Origin of the sequence: Kosakonia pseudosacchari (assembly GCF_015167415.1) — a bacterium.
Lineage (GTDB): Bacteria > Pseudomonadota > Gammaproteobacteria > Enterobacterales > Enterobacteriaceae > Kosakonia > Kosakonia pseudosacchari.
The window spans coordinates 2,858,784-2,875,876 of the sequence record NZ_CP063425.1; the positions used below are offsets into that span (position 1 = coordinate 2,858,784).

Sequence of the window (17,093 nt, forward strand, 5' to 3'; positions counted from 1 at the left end):
AGGCCTCCGTTTCAGAACATTAAATGTTCTGCGCGTACAATCATCGACATACCCGAGCTAAGCTGTACGCGAACGCCATCTTTAGTGATTTCCAGCACCGTGGCGTCCATCGCATTATTCCCTGCTTTCACCTTCAGGTTTTGACCCACGCTGAGCACAGATAAATCTGAAACTGGCGTGTGGCGCACTTCCTGCTGGGGCGCACGCTGGGTTTTCGCAACAGGCTTGTCAGTACGAGGTTTGCGTTCTGCACCCTCTTTACGACGCGGAGCCGGGCGGGCTTTACGCTCACGGCGCGGCGCTTCTTCTTGACCTGCGGCAGCAGCGGCTTCTCGTTTTTTCGCTTGCTGTTCAGCACGTTGTGCCTGAACGCGCGCTTTGGCTTCTTCAAGCTGTTTGCGGGCATGCTCTACGTGTTGCTCATCCAGCACGCCACAAGCGTTGCCATCGAGATCCACACGCGCCGCGCCAGCTTTGATACCGTACAGGTAACGCCAGCTTGAAGTATAAAGACGTAAAGCGGAACGAAGTTGGGTTTTGCTGAGATTCATCTCACCCTCCACACGCTCGACGAGATCCTGAAAAATACCGATTTTCAGGGGGCGTGCTTCGCCTTCAGCACTGAAACAGTGTGGGAAACGTTCGGCCAAAAAAGCGATAACTTCTTTACTGCTATTCAACTTAGGTTGATTTTCCATGAAATTTCCTGATTACAACGGACGTTGCCAACAAGCGCAGGCATGAACAGGCGTCATTATAATGACGCTATCGGTAAATGCTACGTTATCCGTTGATTATCCTGCGACGGGTGCAAAGATTTTTTGATAATCGGTCGCCGCAAGAACGTTTTCAAGATGCGAAACCAGCTCGCGCAGCCCCTGTTCATCCTCGGCGGTGAAGCGAGAAAAGACGACGCTGTCGATATCCAGTACGCCAATAATCTGATTATTTACCGTTACCGGCAGTACAATTTCAGAATTACTTGCCGCATCGCAGGCAATATGACCATCGAACTGATGCACATCTTCCACACGCTGTACGCGGTTCTGCGCGACCGCAGTGCCGCAAACGCCACGCCCAACAGGAATGCGCACACAGGCAATTTTGCCCTGGAACGGCCCTAATACCAGCGTATCCGCTTCCAGAAGATAAAAACCGGCCCAGTTCACCCCATCAAGGCGTTCAAATAACAGCGCGCTGGTATTCGCGAGCGTCGCTAAAAAACTGGTTTCACCTGCCATTAACGCCTGAAAATCGCGGTTTAAGTCCGCGTAAAATTCTGTTTTGTTCATTATCCAACCACTTTGGTGTCTTACTTCGAAAAACTGCTTAGCCTATTAAAATAAGCATTAAATGCGTTGATGCTCAAGATGTTCCATTCATGAGTTAAGATAGATACATCTAAACATTTTTTGATACCCGCAATGGCACTAAAGATACAACAAATTACGCCGGGGAAAAAAATCGCCGTTCATCGCGTGGGCGAAGCGCTGCCACGCGCACATTATCAGCGCTGTCCCCAGTGCGATACGCTTTTTGCGTTACCGGTTATGAAATCGCACCAAAGCGCATTTTGCCCCAGTTGTGATGCCAAAGTCCGTGACGGACGCGACTGGTCCTTAACGCGCCTCGGTGCGATGGCGGTAACCATGATCCTCTTGATGCCCTTCGCCTGGGGTGAACCGCTGCTGCATCTCTATTTGCTCGGTGTACGTATTGACGCCAATTTGTTGCAGGGTATCTGGCAAATGACCGCGCAAGGCTCGCCCATTACCGGCGCGATGGTGCTGTTTTGCACCGTTGGCGCGCCGCTGGTGCTGGTTACGGCTATCGCCTATTTATGGCTTGGCAACATCCTCGGCATGAATTTGCGTCCCGTGTTGCTAATGCTGGAAAAACTCAAAGAGTGGGTGATGCTGGATATCTATCTGGTTGGCGTTGGCGTCGCCTCTATCAAAGTGCAGGATTACGCCTATCTACAACCAGGGATCGGGCTGTTCGCGTTTGGCGCGCTTGTGATGTTAAGCGTAATGACGCTGATCCATTTGAACGTAGAACAGTTATGGGAGCGTTTTTATCCGCAACGCCCGGCGAAACGCCCCGATCCCAAATTGCAGGTCTGTCTGGGCTGTCATTTTACGGGCTTTCCCGACGTTCGCGGCCGCTGCCCTCGCTGCCACATTCCATTAACGCTTCGCCGTAAACAGAGTTTGCAGAAATGCTGGGCGTCACTTCTCGCATCGTTGATCTTTCTTTTCCCGGCGAACCTGTTACCGATCTCCGTTATTTACGTCAATGGTTCGCGACAAGAAGATACGATTATGTCGGGGATTATTTCGCTGGCGCACAGCAATATTGCCGTGGCAGGTGTGGTGTTTATCGCCAGTATTCTGGTGCCGTTTACCAAAGTGATTGTGCTCTTTACACTGCTGCTGAGCATCCATTTCAAATTTGAACAGGGGTTACGCACTCGCATTTTACTTTTGCGCTTTGTGACCTGGATTGGGCGCTGGTCGATGCTCGATCTGTTTGTCATTTCACTCATGATGTCACTGATTAATCGCGACCAGTTACTCAACTTTACGATGGGACCCGCTGCGTTTTATTTCGGCGCGGCGGTAATTTTGACTATTCTTGCTGTGGAATGGCTGGACAGCCGCTTACTTTGGGATGCAAATGAGTCAGGAAACCCCCGCTTCGCCGACTGAGGCGCGTATTAAAACAAAACGGCGCATTTCGCCTTTCTGGTTGCTCCCTGTCATCGCCCTGCTCATTGCGGGCTGGCTTATCTGGAGCACTTATGAGGATCGTGGCAACACCATCACGATTGATTTTATGTCCGCCGATGGCATTGTTGCTGGGCGAACGCCTGTCCGCTATCAGGGCGTTGAAGTCGGCACGGTGCAGGACATCCGCCTGAGTGAAGATCTGAAAAAAATCGAAGTCCGCGTCAGCATCAAATCCAATATGAAAGATGCACTGCGCAGTGAAACGCAGTTCTGGCTGGTTACACCGAAAGCGTCGCTGGCGGGCGTTTCAGGGCTCGATGCGCTGGTAGGCGGTAACTATATTGGCATGATGCCAGGTAAAGGTGAGCCGCAGGAGCACTTCACCGCCCTGGATACGCAACCCAAATATCGCCTTAACAACGGCGAATTAATGATCCACCTTCATGCTCCGGACCTGGGTGCGCTGAACAGCGGCTCGCTGGTCTATTTCCGTAAAATCCCGGTCGGTCGCGTCTACGACTATTCGATCAATACCAATAAACAGGGCGTAACCATTGATGTCCTGATCGAGCGCCGTTTTACTAACCTGGTGAAAAAAGGTAGCCGTTTCTGGAACGTTTCCGGTGTAAAAGCTGATGTCGGCTTGAGCGGGGCCAAAGTCGAACTTGAAAGCCTGGCGGCACTGGTCAACGGCGCCATCGCTTTTGACTCCCCCGAAGCCTCGCAGCCCGCCGCCCAGGACGACGAATATGGTTTATACGAAGACCTGGCGCACAGCCAGCGCGGCGTACTGGTGAAACTCGATTTGCCTGGTGGCCAGGGATTAAAAGCCGGTTCAACACCGCTGATGTATCAGGGGCTGGAAGTAGGCCAACTGACTAAAATCAATCTCAACCCTGGCGGCGCTGTCAGCGGCGAATTAACGGTTGATCCGAGTGTGGTGAATCTGTTGCGCGATAACACGCGTATCGAGATGCACAATCCAAAAATCTCACTGAGTAATACCAATCTCAGTTCCCTGCTGACCGGCAGCACGCTGGAGCTGGTGCCGGGTGAAGGTCAACCCCGTAATCAGTTTGTTGTTCTGCCGGCGGACAAAAACCTGTTGCAGGAACCCGGTGTTGTAACCCTGACGCTTACCGCACCGGAAAGTTACGGTATTGACGCCGGGCAACCGCTGATTTTGCATGGTGTGCAGGTCGGCCAGGTGCTGGAGCGCAACCTGACGAACCAGGGCGTGACGTTTGCCGTCGCTATTGATCCGCAGTATCGCGATTTAGTGCACGGGGATAGCAAGTTCGTCGTCAACAGTCGCGTTGATGTCAAAATGGGGCTGGATGGCGTTGAGTTCCTCGCCGCCAGCGCTAACGAGTGGCTCAGCGGCGGCATCCGCATTCTGCCTGGTGCCAAAGGCGAGATGAAAAACAGTTACCCTCTGTTCGCCAACCTGGATAAGGCTCTCGAAAACAGCCTGAGCGACCTGCCAACCACCACGCTGACACTGACGGCAGACACGCTGCCAGACGTGCAGGCCGGGTCGGTGGTGCTGTACCGCAAGTTTGAAGTGGGCGAAGTGATTACCGTGCGTCCGCGCGCGAATGCTTTTGATATCGAACTGCATATCAAACCGGAATACCGCAATTTACTGACCAGCAATAGCGTTTTCTGGGCTGAAGGTGGCGCGAAAGTACAACTTAACGGTAGCGGCCTTACCGTACAGGCGTCTCCGCTCTCGCGTGCGATAAAAGGCGCTATCAGTTTCGATAACCTTAGCGGCGCCAGTGGCCGCGTGCGCAAAGGCGATAAACGCGTACTTTACGCTTCGGAAACCGCGGCTCGCGCGGTCGGTGGACAGATTACATTACATGCCTTTGACGCCGGCAAACTGGCTGCGGGCATGCCTATTCGTTATCTGGGAATTGATATCGGGCAGATTCAGAATCTGCAACTGATTACCGATAAGAACGAAGTCCAGGCGAGCGCGGTGCTGTATCCGGAATATGTCCAGACGTTCGCCCGCGCCGGGTCACGCTTCTCGGTGATCACCCCGCAAATCTCCGCGGCGGGTGTCGAACATCTCGATACCTTGTTGCAACCCTATATCAATGTGGAGCCTGGCCGCGGCGATGCGCGACGCGACTTTGAGATTTCAGAAGCCACCATTACGGATTCCCGCTACCTCGATGGCCTCAATATCGTCGTCGAAGCGCCGGAAGCGGGTTCGATCAACATCGGCACGCCGGTGTTGTTCCGTGGTATCGAAGTGGGCACTGTAACCGGCATGATGCTGGGAACGCTTTCCGATCGCGTGATGATTGGCATGCGGATCAGTAAACGCTATCAGCATCTGGTACGGAATAATTCGGTATTCTGGCTCGCTTCCGGCTACTCGCTGGACTTTGGCCTGGTTGGCGGCGTGGTGAAAACAGGAACGTTCAACCAGTTTATTCGCGGTGGTATCGCTTTCGCTACGCCGCCGGAAACACCGCTGGCACCGAAAGCGCAACCGGGTAAACACTTCCTGCTGCTGGAAAGCGAACCCAAAGAGTGGCGCCAGTGGGGCACTGCCCTGCCGCGTTAAGCCTGCGGGCTCCGGCGTGCTTGCGCCGGAGCCTTTATGTTACACTGCGCGCCTGTTTTTACTCCTGTGGTACGCCCCGTGGCTCAAAACGCTGTCTATCTTCCGGATGAATTTCTGGCGCAAATGCGTCAAACGATGCCGGAACATCTCTCATTCGATGAATTTATCGCTGCCTGTCAACGCCCGCTACGACGCAGTATCCGCGTCAATACGCTGAAAATTTCCGTTAACGACTTTCTGGAACTGGTCGCGCCTTATGGCTGGCAATTAACGCCAGTGCCGTGGTGTGCGGAAGGTTTCTGGATCGAGCGCGATGATGAAGAAGCATTGCCCCTGGGCAGCACCGCAGAGCACCTGAGCGGCCTGTTTTATATTCAGGAAGCCAGTTCAATGCTACCCGTCGCGGCGCTGTTTGCCGACGGAGAAATGCCACAGCGAGTGATGGATGTTGCCGCGGCCCCCGGTTCTAAAACCACGCAGATTGCAGCCCGGATGGGCAACAATGGCGCGATCCTCGCGAATGAGTTTTCCGCCAGCCGCGTAAAAGTATTGCATGCCAACATCAGTCGCAACGGCATCAGCAACGTGGCGCTGACCCATTTTGACGGACGCGTATTCGGTCCGGCATTGCCAGAGATGTTCGACGCCGTTTTGCTTGATGCGCCCTGCTCCGGCGAAGGTGTGGTACGTAAAGATGCCGACGCACTAAAAAACTGGTCTGTTGCCAGTAACCTTGAGATTGCCGCCACCCAGCGCGAGCTGATCGACAGCGCCTTTCACGCCTTAAAACCCGGGGGAACCCTGGTCTACTCAACCTGCACCCTCAATCGTGACGAAAACGAAGCGATTTGCCACTGGCTGCAGGCGCAATATCCGCATGCTGTACAGTTTTTGCCGCTTGGGGATCTGTTCCCGCAAGCCAGCCAGGCGCTAACTGCAGAAGGTTTTCTGCATGTGTTCCCTCAGATTTATGACTGCGAAGGTTTTTTCGTCGCGCGCCTGCGTAAAACCGCCGCGATAGCGCCGATGCCCGCGCCGACTTACAAGGTCGGTAATTTTCCCTTTACCCCGCTGAAACCTAAAGATTCCGCTCTGGTGGCAACGGCTGCCGCACAAGTTGGCCTTCAATGGGGCGACGAGCTGCATTTATGGCTGCGGGATAAAGAGATTTGGCTGTTCCCGGCACAGATAGAACCACTGATTGGTAAAGTGCGTTTTTCACGTATCGGTATTCGTCTTGCTGAGACCTATAACAAAGGGTATCGCTGGCAACATGAAGCGATTATTGCCCTCGCCAGCCGTGATAATCCGCTGGCATTTGCGCTAACGCTCGCCGAGGCGGAAGAGTGGTATCGCGGGCGCGATATTTACCCGCAAAATCCCCCCCAAGGTGATGAAGTGATTGTCACGTTCCAGGGCCAGCCTCTGGGGCTTGCCAAAAAAATCGGTTCGCGTCTGAAAAACAGTTATCCCCGTGAACTGGTTCGTGATGGGCGATTGTTCGCCGGTCATGCGTGACGGCGCGCTAAAAAAACGCATTTTTTGACTGGCGACTTGCTCAGTGTTGTACCAGGCTGAAATAGGGGTGACATTACTGGTCATACCACATTTTTTGACCATCAACGGAGAGCATTATGACGAAAACCAGCGTGCGTATTGGCGCATTTGAAATCGATGATGCCGAGTTGCAGGGAGATAATCAGGGCGAGCGAACGTTACGCATTCCCTGCAGTTCTGACCCGGATTTATGTATGCAGCTTGATGCCTGGGACGCGGATACCAGCATTCCCGCGATCCTGAATGGTGAACACTCGGTGCTTTATCGCGAACATTACGATCAGAAATCTGATACCTGGGTTATGCGTCTTGCCTGACCCAATGGGAACCCGTCCGCAAGACGGGTTATTTACCTGCCCGATTTCCCCTGCCCTCATTCATCCCCTACACTTATCGTTACGTTGTACAGCGCCGAGGATGGAATGTTCGCTCTGGTATTATTTGTTTGCTACCTGGATGGTGGATGCGATGACATCGTGGTCGATGTCTATAACACGGAACAGCAGTGCCTTATCGCAATGAAGGAGCAGCGCATGCGCCACGGCGGCTGTTTTCCTGTAGAAGAGTTTATCGATGGTTTCTGGCACCCGGCTAATGAGTTCAGCGATTTCTGATCACTGAATCTGTACCAGCGTCAATTCGCCACCAAAAACTGCCCCGGTATCGATATAGTGCTGGTTTTGCCCATCAAAACGCTGCTTGAGTGGAGTATGACCAAACCAGAAATGATCGGCCCCCGCGATACGACTCCCTTTACCTGCCAGCAACTGGTTAAGCCTGTCGCGACGCCAGAGCACGGATTCGCGATCCACCGCCTGTTCCCACAGGTACTCCTCGGCCGGGTAGTCTGCATGGGCAATCACATTCACCTCCCCCTTGCAGCGCAGCTCCATAATGTATGGCAATTCAGCGCAAGCTCGCAGTGCTTCGAGCGCCTGTTGCTGCTGTGCTTCATCAAGCGCGCTAAACCAGTTGCCGCCATTAAGCAGCCACATTGCCATCTCGCCGTAACGTAGCGCGTCGATAGCCATCTGTTCATGATTACCACGCACGGTACGAAACCAGGGTTTTTTGAGCAATTCAAGGCATTGCAGGCTCTGCGGACCGCGATCGATTAAATCCCCGACGCAGATAAGTAAATCCTGATAGGGGTCAAAGTGACGTTCCCGTAAGGCTTGCATTAAACGTTGGTGACAACCATGAAGATCGCCGACAATCCAGATATGGCGCCAGTGAATGCCGTCAATACGTTGATACATATTCATTCCCCCTCTCTTTCCAGTATAGGAAAATCCTGCACCAGGAAGAGAGAATCGTTTTTTGCCTCTATTTCTAAATAGAAGTTAAACAGAACGGAAATAAAGCCGGGAGCAAGGTTAATTTGTATTTCCATGATCTCTAAACTAAGCGCTGAACTTTTAGAGGTCTTTCTCCGTGTCCAATACCAGCCTGCAAACAGAACTTAACTCAAATTATAATGCGCATATTATTTCCGACCTGGTAAGCGGACGTCTTGTGCCAGGTCCTATCTGGGAGAAAAGTAATTACCGCATTAAGTTTTTATTACGTTCGCTGCTGTTCTGGTCGTCCACAAACCGGATGCTTACCGCGCTTTCTCAGCGCCCGGATTTTAGCCGCTTACTTGACGCGCAAATAACGCTGCCGAGCAAATCTCATCGCCAATATTTAACGCTCGGGTTAAATGCTTCGCAACGTGCAGATGCCATCATCAGCCACTACGCCTGGCTTGATGAAAAAGTATCGCCGAAACTGGCGGAAGCGCTGAGTTCGCCCGTCCCGGTGCAGATAATTGAATTTACCGGTAAGGATGATGCGCATTTTAGCGTTTATGCCTCTTGCGCCAGTAAAGCTGAACGCGAGGGAGAAAGCACCCTGTGGATGTATGATGGTGAGCAGACCTTGCTGGCAAGCGTAACCTTTAGTGTGGTGGGAGAAGAAGGCCATCGCGCGCTGGTGATTGGTGGTTTACAAGGCCCGCGCCGCAGTGTCAGCCATGAAGTGATTAAAGTCGCAACTCGCGCCTGCCACGGTATCTTCCCGAAAAAAATGTTGCTTGAAGTCTTAAGTCAGATTGCCCTGCTTACCGGCGTTTCAGCAATGTATGGCGTCAGTGACAACGGGCACGTATTCCACGCATTGCGCTATCGCCTGAGCAAAGGCCGCCATTTCCACGCCAGCTATGATGAGTTTTGGGCGTCAATTGAAGGCGAAAAAGAGAGTGCATGGCGCTGGCGTTTACCGGTGCAATTCGCGCGTAAACCGCTGGAGGCGATCGCCAGTAAAAAACGTGCTGAATACCGCCGCCGTTTCGAATTACTGGACGATGTGATTGTAAAAATTAACCACTTATTTGCGGCATAACAGCGTGTGTTGATAAATCGTCCAGCTAGCGTGAGTTGCTCCCTGGACTGGACGATTGATATTCTCTTGTGCCCGCTGTGTTTTTTTTTCATCAAATCCTCTGGGTTCAACAAGCACTCTCCTGATGCTTCGCGCCACTGGCCTGTCCCCTCCGTGAAGTCAATGTAATTGTCAGCTGTTTAATATTGCCGCGAGTACGGTGGAGTATTCCTGAACTGCGGCAACTCGCTGTGCCAGCGATGCAAAATACGGCCAGAATATCAACTAATTATCGAGCTTTAATACCAGCAGGCCTAAAGGCAAATTTCGCTATTGAGATTAATAAACGAATCCATTTCCCGACGGTATTCGAGAGTTGCAAGCGGGTTTTTAGCAATATAGGTAATCGGTCGTCGCGAGAACGTAAAACCGATAACAGGTGACTAGATTCTGCTGAAATAAATCGGATGCCAATTCTACGGCCAAGTTCAGTTTCTCCTGAGATGACACCGCAGATATAAGACTCTCCCGCATATCGGTGTAGTGAAAGTTCAGAGAAAGATACCGGCTTTATAAAAGCAATATTGCTATCACAAAGACCTGGCAGCATTTCCTTTGCCGGTTGGTTATTTGGGTCTTTTGCCTGGTTTTCCTTTACGAATTGGCACCCTGCCGGGATTAAGTTACTTTTCTCAAAAAAATTAATGACAGCCTGTTCAGCTCATTACGTTATATATTGCTCTACCCATAAACCACATGCGCCATGGAAGCTAATAACATCTTTATTTTCATAATAAGTGCATTCCCTTGAAAAGGCGGATCGTTTTATCGGTTATATCGTCGTAATATTTACATTTTTCATCACTACGCTCTGCATGTTGCTATTTCATGCAATGTTTTTTGCGAGCAGTACTTCTTTTGACTTACGCGGGTTGCCGCGACCGGAGTGATGTGAAGATGTCAGCGAAGCTCCAGAACTAGGGCAAACAGGTCAAAAACGTTCGTTAAAACTGACGTACATCGCGTGAAACTATCAACGGACTCCCGATCAGAACCTCTCCAGCGTAGATGCTTTTACTTCTGAGCCTCGGGAAACCATAACCCCGCGGTACGTGACGGTCTCCCGTGGCTTACAGGCTGGTTATTAGATGCGGCATAAAGAGATGTTCTGGCACGCATTGTTGTAGTCATAAAAACATCGTAATCACAAAAAAATACCTGGACGCACGCGGTGCAGAATATGTTATGGTTTGTGGCGATGCACGGTTTTGGGAATTTTCAGGACGAGATAAAGAAACCTGCATGACGTAGAGATAAAAAAAGACCGAACACGATTCCTGTATTCGGTCCAGGGAAATGGCTCTTGGGAGAGAGCCGTGCGCTAAAAGTTGGCATTAATGCAGGCTAAGTCGCCTTGCACTTTAAGAATAGATGACGGCGTCAGGTTTTCCAGTCCGCGACAAAAGTGGTCAGAAAAATTGGGTTACCGTCACGCTAATGAAAGGCGAAAACCGCAAGGCTTGTTTATTCAGGCTTGCGGTTTTTTATTGTGGATCAGCGGATTAACGCTGGATTTTAACAAAGCGTCTCAGCTCGCGTAATAAAAGGGGCAAGACTCATTTTTTCACCAGGTTTGGCAGGATTATCGATCTGGATGATGCTAATCGGCTGAGCAATAGTCTTACCACTGGCAACTTCTTTTTCAGCCGCATCATTCAATGGGTATTGCACCAACGTGCTGGGGTTGATGGCATACAACGCATGACCTGGCCGGCACGTCAGCATCACTTCCTCACGGTTAAATGCCCATTTGTCTTTGCCAATCTCAAAGCGGCTTACCGTAATGACCTGCGGCGAAGCCAGTGCCGTACCTGAACATGCCAGCATTACCAGAACTAATAAACTCTTCTTCATTTTTCCCGCCAGGTTCATTCAAAAAGGTTCCCATGTTGCAAATAAACTTACTGCTGCCAGCACCAGTGCGCCCAGCCCGACTTCAGCCCAGGTCAATGCGATAAAACGCTGCCGGGCAGTGTCACTTTGCAGAGTCAGTCGCGGCACCAGAACATACCGATTCATGACAGCTATTACTACCATCAACGCCACAAGCGCACATTTCAACAATAACCCCTGGCCCCAGAGGCTCTGCCATGGCCTGGCCAAACCCTGTATTAAGAGCGTATTGATAGCGCCAGTAAGGATCACCCCCGCGACGGCGAAATGGCCGTACCAGGAAAAGCGCATCATGGCGGCAATTGCCGATGCACGCCAGGGGCCGCGAGCCAGTTTCATGCAGAATAATACCGGCAACAACCCGCCCAGCCACATCGCGGCACATAATAAATGCACTGCGTGAGTACCCCGCTGCACGACGCCCATTGCGCCCTCACGCATCGCGGCATGCCCTATTCCTGCGGCCAGTACAAATTGCAGAATTACCAGTAGCAGTATTTTACGTTGCTGTAACGGTTGCATAAGCACGACAACAAGCGCCAGACACGCAGCAACAACTTGCCACACCAGCACCGCCCCGGTTTGTGTGCCAGCGACTGCCAACCAGATATCGGGACGCACCACATCAGACCAGCCATCGCCCATTACACCGCCCTGCACGGCAAACATCGCTGCTGCACTGACTGCGGCAAGCCATAAATAGCCTCGTTGCCAAAAAAGAAAGCGTTGCGCGAGAAGCCGTTGCAGGCTGCCCGGCGCGAACCATACACTAAATAACGTGCAGCCCAAGACCTGCATCAGAGACGCAAAATGCACAAAACGTAATCCAACCAACACGGCTGCTAACATCAGTCACTTCACGGAAAATGCGTATTGGCCACTGGTTTTGTGCCCATCAACGGAAACGACATGCCAGTTAACAGTATAGTTGCCCGTTGGCAGCGGTTCTTCCAGCGGAACAATCATCTGCTTTTTGTCATTCTCATTGCGCTTTACCACGCCAGTCTTGATAATTTGCTGCTGCGCATTGGTCACTGCGACGCCGCTAAATTTAGGCTCGATGCCTTCAGAGAAATTCAGCGTTAATGCTTGTGGCGCGGCCACAACGGCGGCATCTGCGGCGGGGTACTGCCCTTTAAGATGGGCATGCGCCAGAGCAACAGGTGTCGCGAAGAGGCTGACAATCAATGCGATGGCTCGCCAGTGGCGACAGGCTGCAACAGGCATATTGTTCATTCCTTTTAGTTATGCATATGACACAAAGAATAACGCTGTACAATAATCGCGTCGAGTATCATCGTCGGCACGCTTGTCTTTCTGCGACAGGCTTAGTAACTTTTGCCGCGTGAACCCAGGAGAACATCATGATTACCAATCTTGCGCAGCTTGAACAACAAGAGATGGACAAGGTCAACGTTGACCTTGCTGCGGCGGGTGTCGCGTTTAAAGAGCGTTACAACATGCCGGTGATTGCCGAAGCCGTTGAACGCGAGCAACCGGAACATCTGCGGAACTGGTTTAGAGAGCGGTTGATAGCCCACCGTCTGGCCTCTGTGTCGCTCTCCCGCCTGCCTTACGAGCCCAAAGTAAAATAATGGAGCCAGGCATGTTACGCGTTATCGATACCGAAACCTGCGATTTGCAAGGAGGCATTGTTGAAATTGCCTCCGTTGATGTCGTCAACGGGCAGATTGTTAATCCGATGAGCCATCTGGTACGCCCGGACAGGCCAATCAGCCCGCAGGCGATGGCGATACACCATATCACCGAAGCGATGGTCGCTCATCAGCCGTGGATTGAGGAGGTTGTCCCGCACTATTACGGGAGCGACTGGTATGTCGCGCACAATGCCAGTTTTGACCGCCGGGTGTTGCCTGAAATGCCGGGAGAGTGGATTTGTACCATGAAACTGGCGCGCCGCCTGTGGCCCGGCATCAAATACAGCAATATGGCGCTGTATAAATCACGTAAGTTGAGTGTTCAAACGCCTGCCGGATTGCATCACCACCGCGCGTTATATGATTGCTACATCACCGCTGCGCTGTTGATCGACATTATGCAGGTGTCCGGCTGGACACCCGATCAAATGGCCACAGTAACCGGTCGCCCCGCGTTGCTGACAACATTTACGTTCGGTAAATACCGGGGGAAAGCCGTTTCTGAAATCGCCGATCGCGATCCGGGATACCTGCGCTGGTTGTTTAACAACCTGGAGCGCATGAGCCCGGAGCTGCGATTAACATTAAAACACTACTTGGGCGAAGAGTAACCGTTCCCTTTTCCGGGCAATGTTCCCTGCGCCAGGGCGATTAAAAACGCATATTCCAGCGCAACACCTTCATAGGATTTAAACCGGCCGGATTTCCCGCCATGTCCGGAATCCATATCCGTGCACAGCAATAGCAAATTATCATCGGTTTTATATTCACGCAGTTTCGCCACCCATTTTGCGGGTTCCCAGTATTGCACCTGCGAATCGTGAAGACCGGTCGTTACCAGCATATGCGGATAGGCATGCGCTGCAATATTGTCGTACGGGCTATAACTTTTAATGTAGTGATAATAGGTTTCATCCTGCGGATTGCCCCACTCTTCAAATTCCCCGGTGGTTAACGGAATTGACTCATCAAGCATGGTGGTCAGAGCATCGACAAACGGCACCTGGGCAATGACGCCATGGAACAGCGATGGACGTTGGTTGATGACTGCGCCCATCAGTAATCCGCCCGCGCTCCCCCCCATGCCATAACAGAACAGTGGCGAGCCATAGCCTTGCGCCAGCAAGCTGTCGGTGACATCGATAAAATCATTAAAGGTGTTTTTTTTGTTGAGGAACTTCCCGTCCTCATACCAGGAATGCCCCAATTCGCCGCCGCCGCGAATATGCGCGATAGCGCAGACAAACCCGCGATCCAGCAAGCTGAGCCGGCTACTGCTAAAATCTGCATCCATACTGGCGCCGTAAGAACCGTACCCATAAACCAATAATGGGTTCTCGCCTTTGCGGAAATGTTTATGGTTATAAACCAGCGACACCGGCACTTCGACACCATCTCTGGCATGGATCCACAAGTGCTCGCTGCGATAATCGCTGGAATCAAACCCCGCTACTTCCATTTGTTTCAGCACACGCCGCTCTCCGGTATCCATATCCAGCTCAAACAGCGTATCCGGCATGGTCATTGATGAGTAGCCATAACGCAGGCGTGATGTTTCCGGTTCCGGATTGTAGGCAAGCCAGGTGACATAGGCGGGATCATCAAACGCAATACCGACAACTTCCCGCGTTTTGCGGTTAATCTGGCGCAAACTGGTTAAGCCGCGCTGCCGTTCTTCCACAACCAGCCAGTCAGTAAACAGCGTAAACCCTTCGAGCATCACCTGCTCGCGCGCCGGGATCAGCACTTCCCAACGCCGTTCATCGCGCACTTTGGTGCGATACAGGCCGAAATTTTTACCGTCCCGGTTAGATCGCAAATAAAAGGTGTGCTGGTAATGATCGAGGCTATATTCGTGATCTTTACGTCTTGGCAGAAAACGCAGCGGTTGCGCATCCGGCAGTTCTGCATCAAGCAGGAGAACTTCACTGGTAGTCGCGCTGGCGAGATGAATAGTGATGTAGTGCTGGGAGGTAGTTTTGCTCAGGCCAACATAAAAGGTCTCGTCCTGCTCTTCGTACACCAGCTCATCCTGCTGCGAAGGCGTGCCTATCGTGTGTCGCCAGACCTGGTAAGGCAGTAAAGTTGTGGCATGTTTGCGCACATAGTAGAGCGTTTCAGAATCATTAACCCAGACAAATTCCGGCGAGACATTATCCAGCATTTCCGGATACCAGTTGCCCGTTTCAAGATTGCGAAAACGCAGACCATATTGTCTGCGGGAAAGATAATCTTCGGCAATCGCCATGATGGTGTTGTCGGGTGAGACTTCCATGCCGCCAAGGGTGTAGAACTCACTGTGTGACGCACGCTGGTTGGCATCCAGTAACACCGACCACTCATCCCATTCGGAACTGAGAACCGACTGACGCTGATAAATGGCATATTCATTTCCCGGCTCGTAGATGTGCCGGTAACGGTAGCCATTTTTAATATAGGGCGCGGAGACTTCGCGCTGAGGTATTCGCGAGATGATTTCTGCCAGCACGTCGTCCTGCAACGCTTGCTGGGAGGCCATTACCTCACGCCCGTAATCATTTTCCTGATGGAGATAATCCAGAACATCTGGCTGCGAGCGCGTATCATCCCGCAGCCAGTAATAGTTGTCGATACGCGTATCACCATGCATTGTCATGGCGTGCGGGATTTTTTTTGCTTTCGGCGACATAACACAATTCTTATTTGGTTTTACATACCTATAAGGGTGGCAAAACCCACGCGCGATGCAAGCGAAACGTAATGTAGATCATGAGCTAAGCGCTAATTTCTGCTTTTTGAGATCCGCCTCGATATCTTCTCGCACGTCTTGCGGAATTTTTAACGCATCACCCAGCGCGTTTAAATAGCTGCGCTCCATAAAATGATCAATATCGATAACGGCGCAACTCAGGAAGTAAACTTCCAGCGCTTCTTCTTCGTTTTGCACTCCCTGCGCCAGTCGCGCAGGATCCAGCGGCTGGTCTATAGCATTCGACACCAGTTGCTGCCCTTGCGCTTCCACACCCGCTTCACGCAATTGCTGTTCTATCGCCGCGCGTTCTTTATCATCGATGTGTCCGTCGCTTTTAGCGGCGAATACCAGCGCCAGGATCAGCCGCTCAGTGCGTACATCCAGGGGCGTGTTTTGCTGGCCAAATTTCGGCTCACCCTGATGTGCATCCCGGATGCGATCCTTGTACTTATTCCACAGCACGCTGCCCGCAACGGCGCCGCCGCCCACCAGCAAAGCACCCGTTCCATATTTCGCGAGCAATTTACGCGATGATTTACTGGCAACCAGCAGACCCGCCAGGCCACCTAATGCACCCGGCACCAATAAATTATTAAGCCCCTGCCCACCTGAACTCGGCGTCTGTGTATCACTTTTCTGACCAAGTAACGACTGCAGTTGATTTAACCAGCTCATAGAACCCTCGCTTACCATGATAGTTGTGCGCACAGAGTAAGCGAGGGGGATGTCAGGAAGTGTCTATATCTGAAAAGAATGGGAAAATGCGCTGTTACGATCGCGGCAGATACTCTGCGGTTCCAGCTTTACAATCGATGGCGACGCTATAGTGAATGTCCGTGCTTTTCCCGCGAACGGTTAACGGCACAACCCATTTATCATCCTTGCCAGTAATGTCCTTCGGATTGACCCAGGCAACCGGATCGGCCTGCCCCAGTTTCTTTTGATCATCAGCCCATCGAACAATACGATTCTGCAAATAATCCCGCTTAACACTGGCGGCAATGCCGTCTGCCTTGAGCCCCTCGCACGAGGGAAATTTCACCGACTTATCCGTGGCGGCATACGCCGCCGTGCTACCTGCCAGCAAAAGCAGACCAGTGAAAACTCCTGCTATTTTCATGCTTATCTCCTGGTTTTTACCCCTTCAAAGCATGGTACAAATTGCTGGCAGTGCAAGATCAGGCGACTTTCACGCGTTTCGCTGCAGTTTTGATATCCACAGCGTCAGCGGTTTCTGCATCAGAAGAGTCGGCCGGTGCCGCGTCTTCCGTTTCAGCACCCGGTAATTTGCCTGATTTCAGAATGCCGTTAAGCGCCTCTTTTTGCTCAGCAAGCCACAGCGCCATCTCATCACGCACGTTGTCTTCCAGTGCTACCGGCCCTGTTGCAAGCCAGTCACCGAGAACTTCGGCCAAATCGAGCATCTTATCGTAAGCGTCGGCTTCCTTTTTGCTGGCAAAAGACATTTTTTCCTCACCTTCACGAATGACTACGTATTTAACTTCTACCGCCATGATGCAGCC

Annotated in this window: 18 protein-coding genes; 8 read left to right on the plus strand and 10 right to left on the minus strand. The window is 51.9% G+C overall.

The genetic code is table 11. The features are described from left to right. Positions 1-11: 11 nt before the first annotated feature. Together proQ and IP581_RS13450 are read right to left on the minus strand one after the other, a co-directional pair. On the minus strand, positions 12-698 hold the full coding sequence (gene proQ, locus IP581_RS13445; protein WP_086874086.1) for an RNA chaperone ProQ: 687 nt from the start codon (positions 696-698) through the stop codon (positions 12-14). Positions 699-794: 96 nt separating this feature from the next. Then, positions 795-1,292: a GAF domain-containing protein gene (locus IP581_RS13450; RefSeq protein ID WP_017456962.1), complete on the minus strand. Its 498-nt coding sequence runs from the start codon at positions 1,290-1,292 to the stop codon at positions 795-797. Positions 1,293-1,424: 132 nt separating this feature from the next. Here IP581_RS13450 and yebS point away from each other — a divergent pair, with 132 nt between their 5' ends. From yebS to IP581_RS13475, 5 genes are all read left to right on the plus strand, one after another. Next, positions 1,425-2,708: a membrane integrity lipid transport subunit YebS gene (gene yebS, locus IP581_RS13455; RefSeq protein ID WP_193820606.1), complete on the plus strand. Its 1,284-nt coding sequence runs from the start codon at positions 1,425-1,427 to the stop codon at positions 2,706-2,708. Beyond that, positions 2,677-5,310, plus strand: a complete 2,634-nt coding sequence (locus IP581_RS13460) for a PqiB family protein (RefSeq protein ID WP_193820607.1) — start codon at positions 2,677-2,679, stop codon at positions 5,308-5,310. The genes yebS and IP581_RS13460 overlap by 32 nt, the downstream gene beginning before the upstream one ends. A gap of 78 nt (positions 5,311-5,388) precedes the next feature. Beyond that, complete coding sequence (gene rsmF, locus IP581_RS13465; RefSeq protein ID WP_228007767.1) at positions 5,389-6,828, plus strand: 16S rRNA (cytosine(1407)-C(5))-methyltransferase RsmF; 1,440 nt, start codon at positions 5,389-5,391, stop codon at positions 6,826-6,828. Between the two features lie 116 nt (positions 6,829-6,944). Next, positions 6,945-7,184, plus strand: a complete 240-nt coding sequence (locus IP581_RS13470) for a YebV family protein (RefSeq protein ID WP_017456958.1) — start codon at positions 6,945-6,947, stop codon at positions 7,182-7,184. Positions 7,185-7,289: 105 nt separating this feature from the next. Then, complete coding sequence (locus IP581_RS13475) at positions 7,290-7,481, plus strand: YdfD/YebW family protein (RefSeq protein ID WP_097399576.1); 192 nt, start codon at positions 7,290-7,292, stop codon at positions 7,479-7,481. Here IP581_RS13475 and pphA read toward each other — a convergent pair whose 3' ends face one another. After that, positions 7,482-8,126 (minus strand): protein-serine/threonine phosphatase, encoded by a 645-nt coding sequence (pphA, locus tag IP581_RS13480; protein WP_193822699.1) that lies wholly within the window; start codon positions 8,124-8,126, stop codon positions 7,482-7,484. It abuts the gene before it with no gap. 175 nt (positions 8,127-8,301) lie between these two features. Here pphA and IP581_RS13485 point away from each other — a divergent pair, with 175 nt between their 5' ends. Then, entirely contained in the window at positions 8,302-9,249 is a 948-nt protein-coding gene (locus IP581_RS13485) for a VirK/YbjX family protein (protein WP_193820609.1), read from the plus strand. Positions 9,250-10,803: 1,554 nt separating this feature from the next. Here the strand turns inward: IP581_RS13485 and IP581_RS13490 are convergent. From IP581_RS13490 to yobA, 3 genes are read right to left on the minus strand one after another with little or no spacing between them, the layout of a single operon-like run. Beyond that, positions 10,804-11,142, minus strand: a complete 339-nt coding sequence (locus IP581_RS13490; RefSeq protein WP_193820610.1) for a YebY family protein — start codon at positions 11,140-11,142, stop codon at positions 10,804-10,806. Between the two features lie 18 nt (positions 11,143-11,160). Beyond that, on the minus strand, positions 11,161-12,030 hold the full coding sequence (gene copD / locus IP581_RS13495) for a copper homeostasis membrane protein CopD (protein WP_193820611.1): 870 nt from the start codon (positions 12,028-12,030) through the stop codon (positions 11,161-11,163). 3 nt (positions 12,031-12,033) lie between these two features. Next, the gene (yobA, locus tag IP581_RS13500; RefSeq protein WP_193820612.1) at positions 12,034-12,408 is read right to left on the minus strand and encodes a CopC domain-containing protein YobA; all 375 of its coding nucleotides are present in this window, start codon (positions 12,406-12,408) and stop codon (positions 12,034-12,036) included. Positions 12,409-12,545: 137 nt separating this feature from the next. On the opposite strand from yobA, the gene IP581_RS13505 reads away from it, so the two are divergent. Next, positions 12,546-12,776, plus strand: a complete 231-nt coding sequence (locus IP581_RS13505) for a DNA polymerase III subunit theta (protein ID WP_017456949.1) — start codon at positions 12,546-12,548, stop codon at positions 12,774-12,776. Positions 12,777-12,787: 11 nt separating this feature from the next. After that, positions 12,788-13,450, plus strand: coding sequence for an exodeoxyribonuclease X (gene exoX, locus IP581_RS13510; protein WP_193820613.1), 663 nt, complete (start codon positions 12,788-12,790; stop codon positions 13,448-13,450). Here exoX and ptrB read toward each other — a convergent pair. From ptrB to IP581_RS13530, 4 genes are all read right to left on the minus strand, one after another. Continuing rightward, a complete protein-coding gene (ptrB, locus tag IP581_RS13515; RefSeq protein WP_193820614.1) occupies positions 13,432-15,507 on the minus strand; it encodes an oligopeptidase B in 2,076 nt (691 codons plus the stop codon). The two genes, exoX and ptrB, sit on opposite strands and share 19 nt — an antisense overlap. Before the next feature lie 78 nt (positions 15,508-15,585). Beyond that, a complete protein-coding gene (locus tag IP581_RS13520; RefSeq protein ID WP_086874073.1) occupies positions 15,586-16,245 on the minus strand; it encodes a tellurite resistance TerB family protein in 660 nt (219 codons plus the stop codon). 94 nt (positions 16,246-16,339) lie between these two features. Beyond that, positions 16,340-16,690, minus strand: a complete 351-nt coding sequence (gene yebF, locus IP581_RS13525; protein ID WP_193820615.1) for a protein YebF — start codon at positions 16,688-16,690, stop codon at positions 16,340-16,342. A 58-nt stretch (positions 16,691-16,748) separates the two neighbouring features. Continuing rightward, complete coding sequence (locus IP581_RS13530; RefSeq protein ID WP_097399569.1) at positions 16,749-17,084, minus strand: YebG family protein; 336 nt, start codon at positions 17,082-17,084, stop codon at positions 16,749-16,751. Positions 17,085-17,093 lie beyond the last annotated feature (9 nt).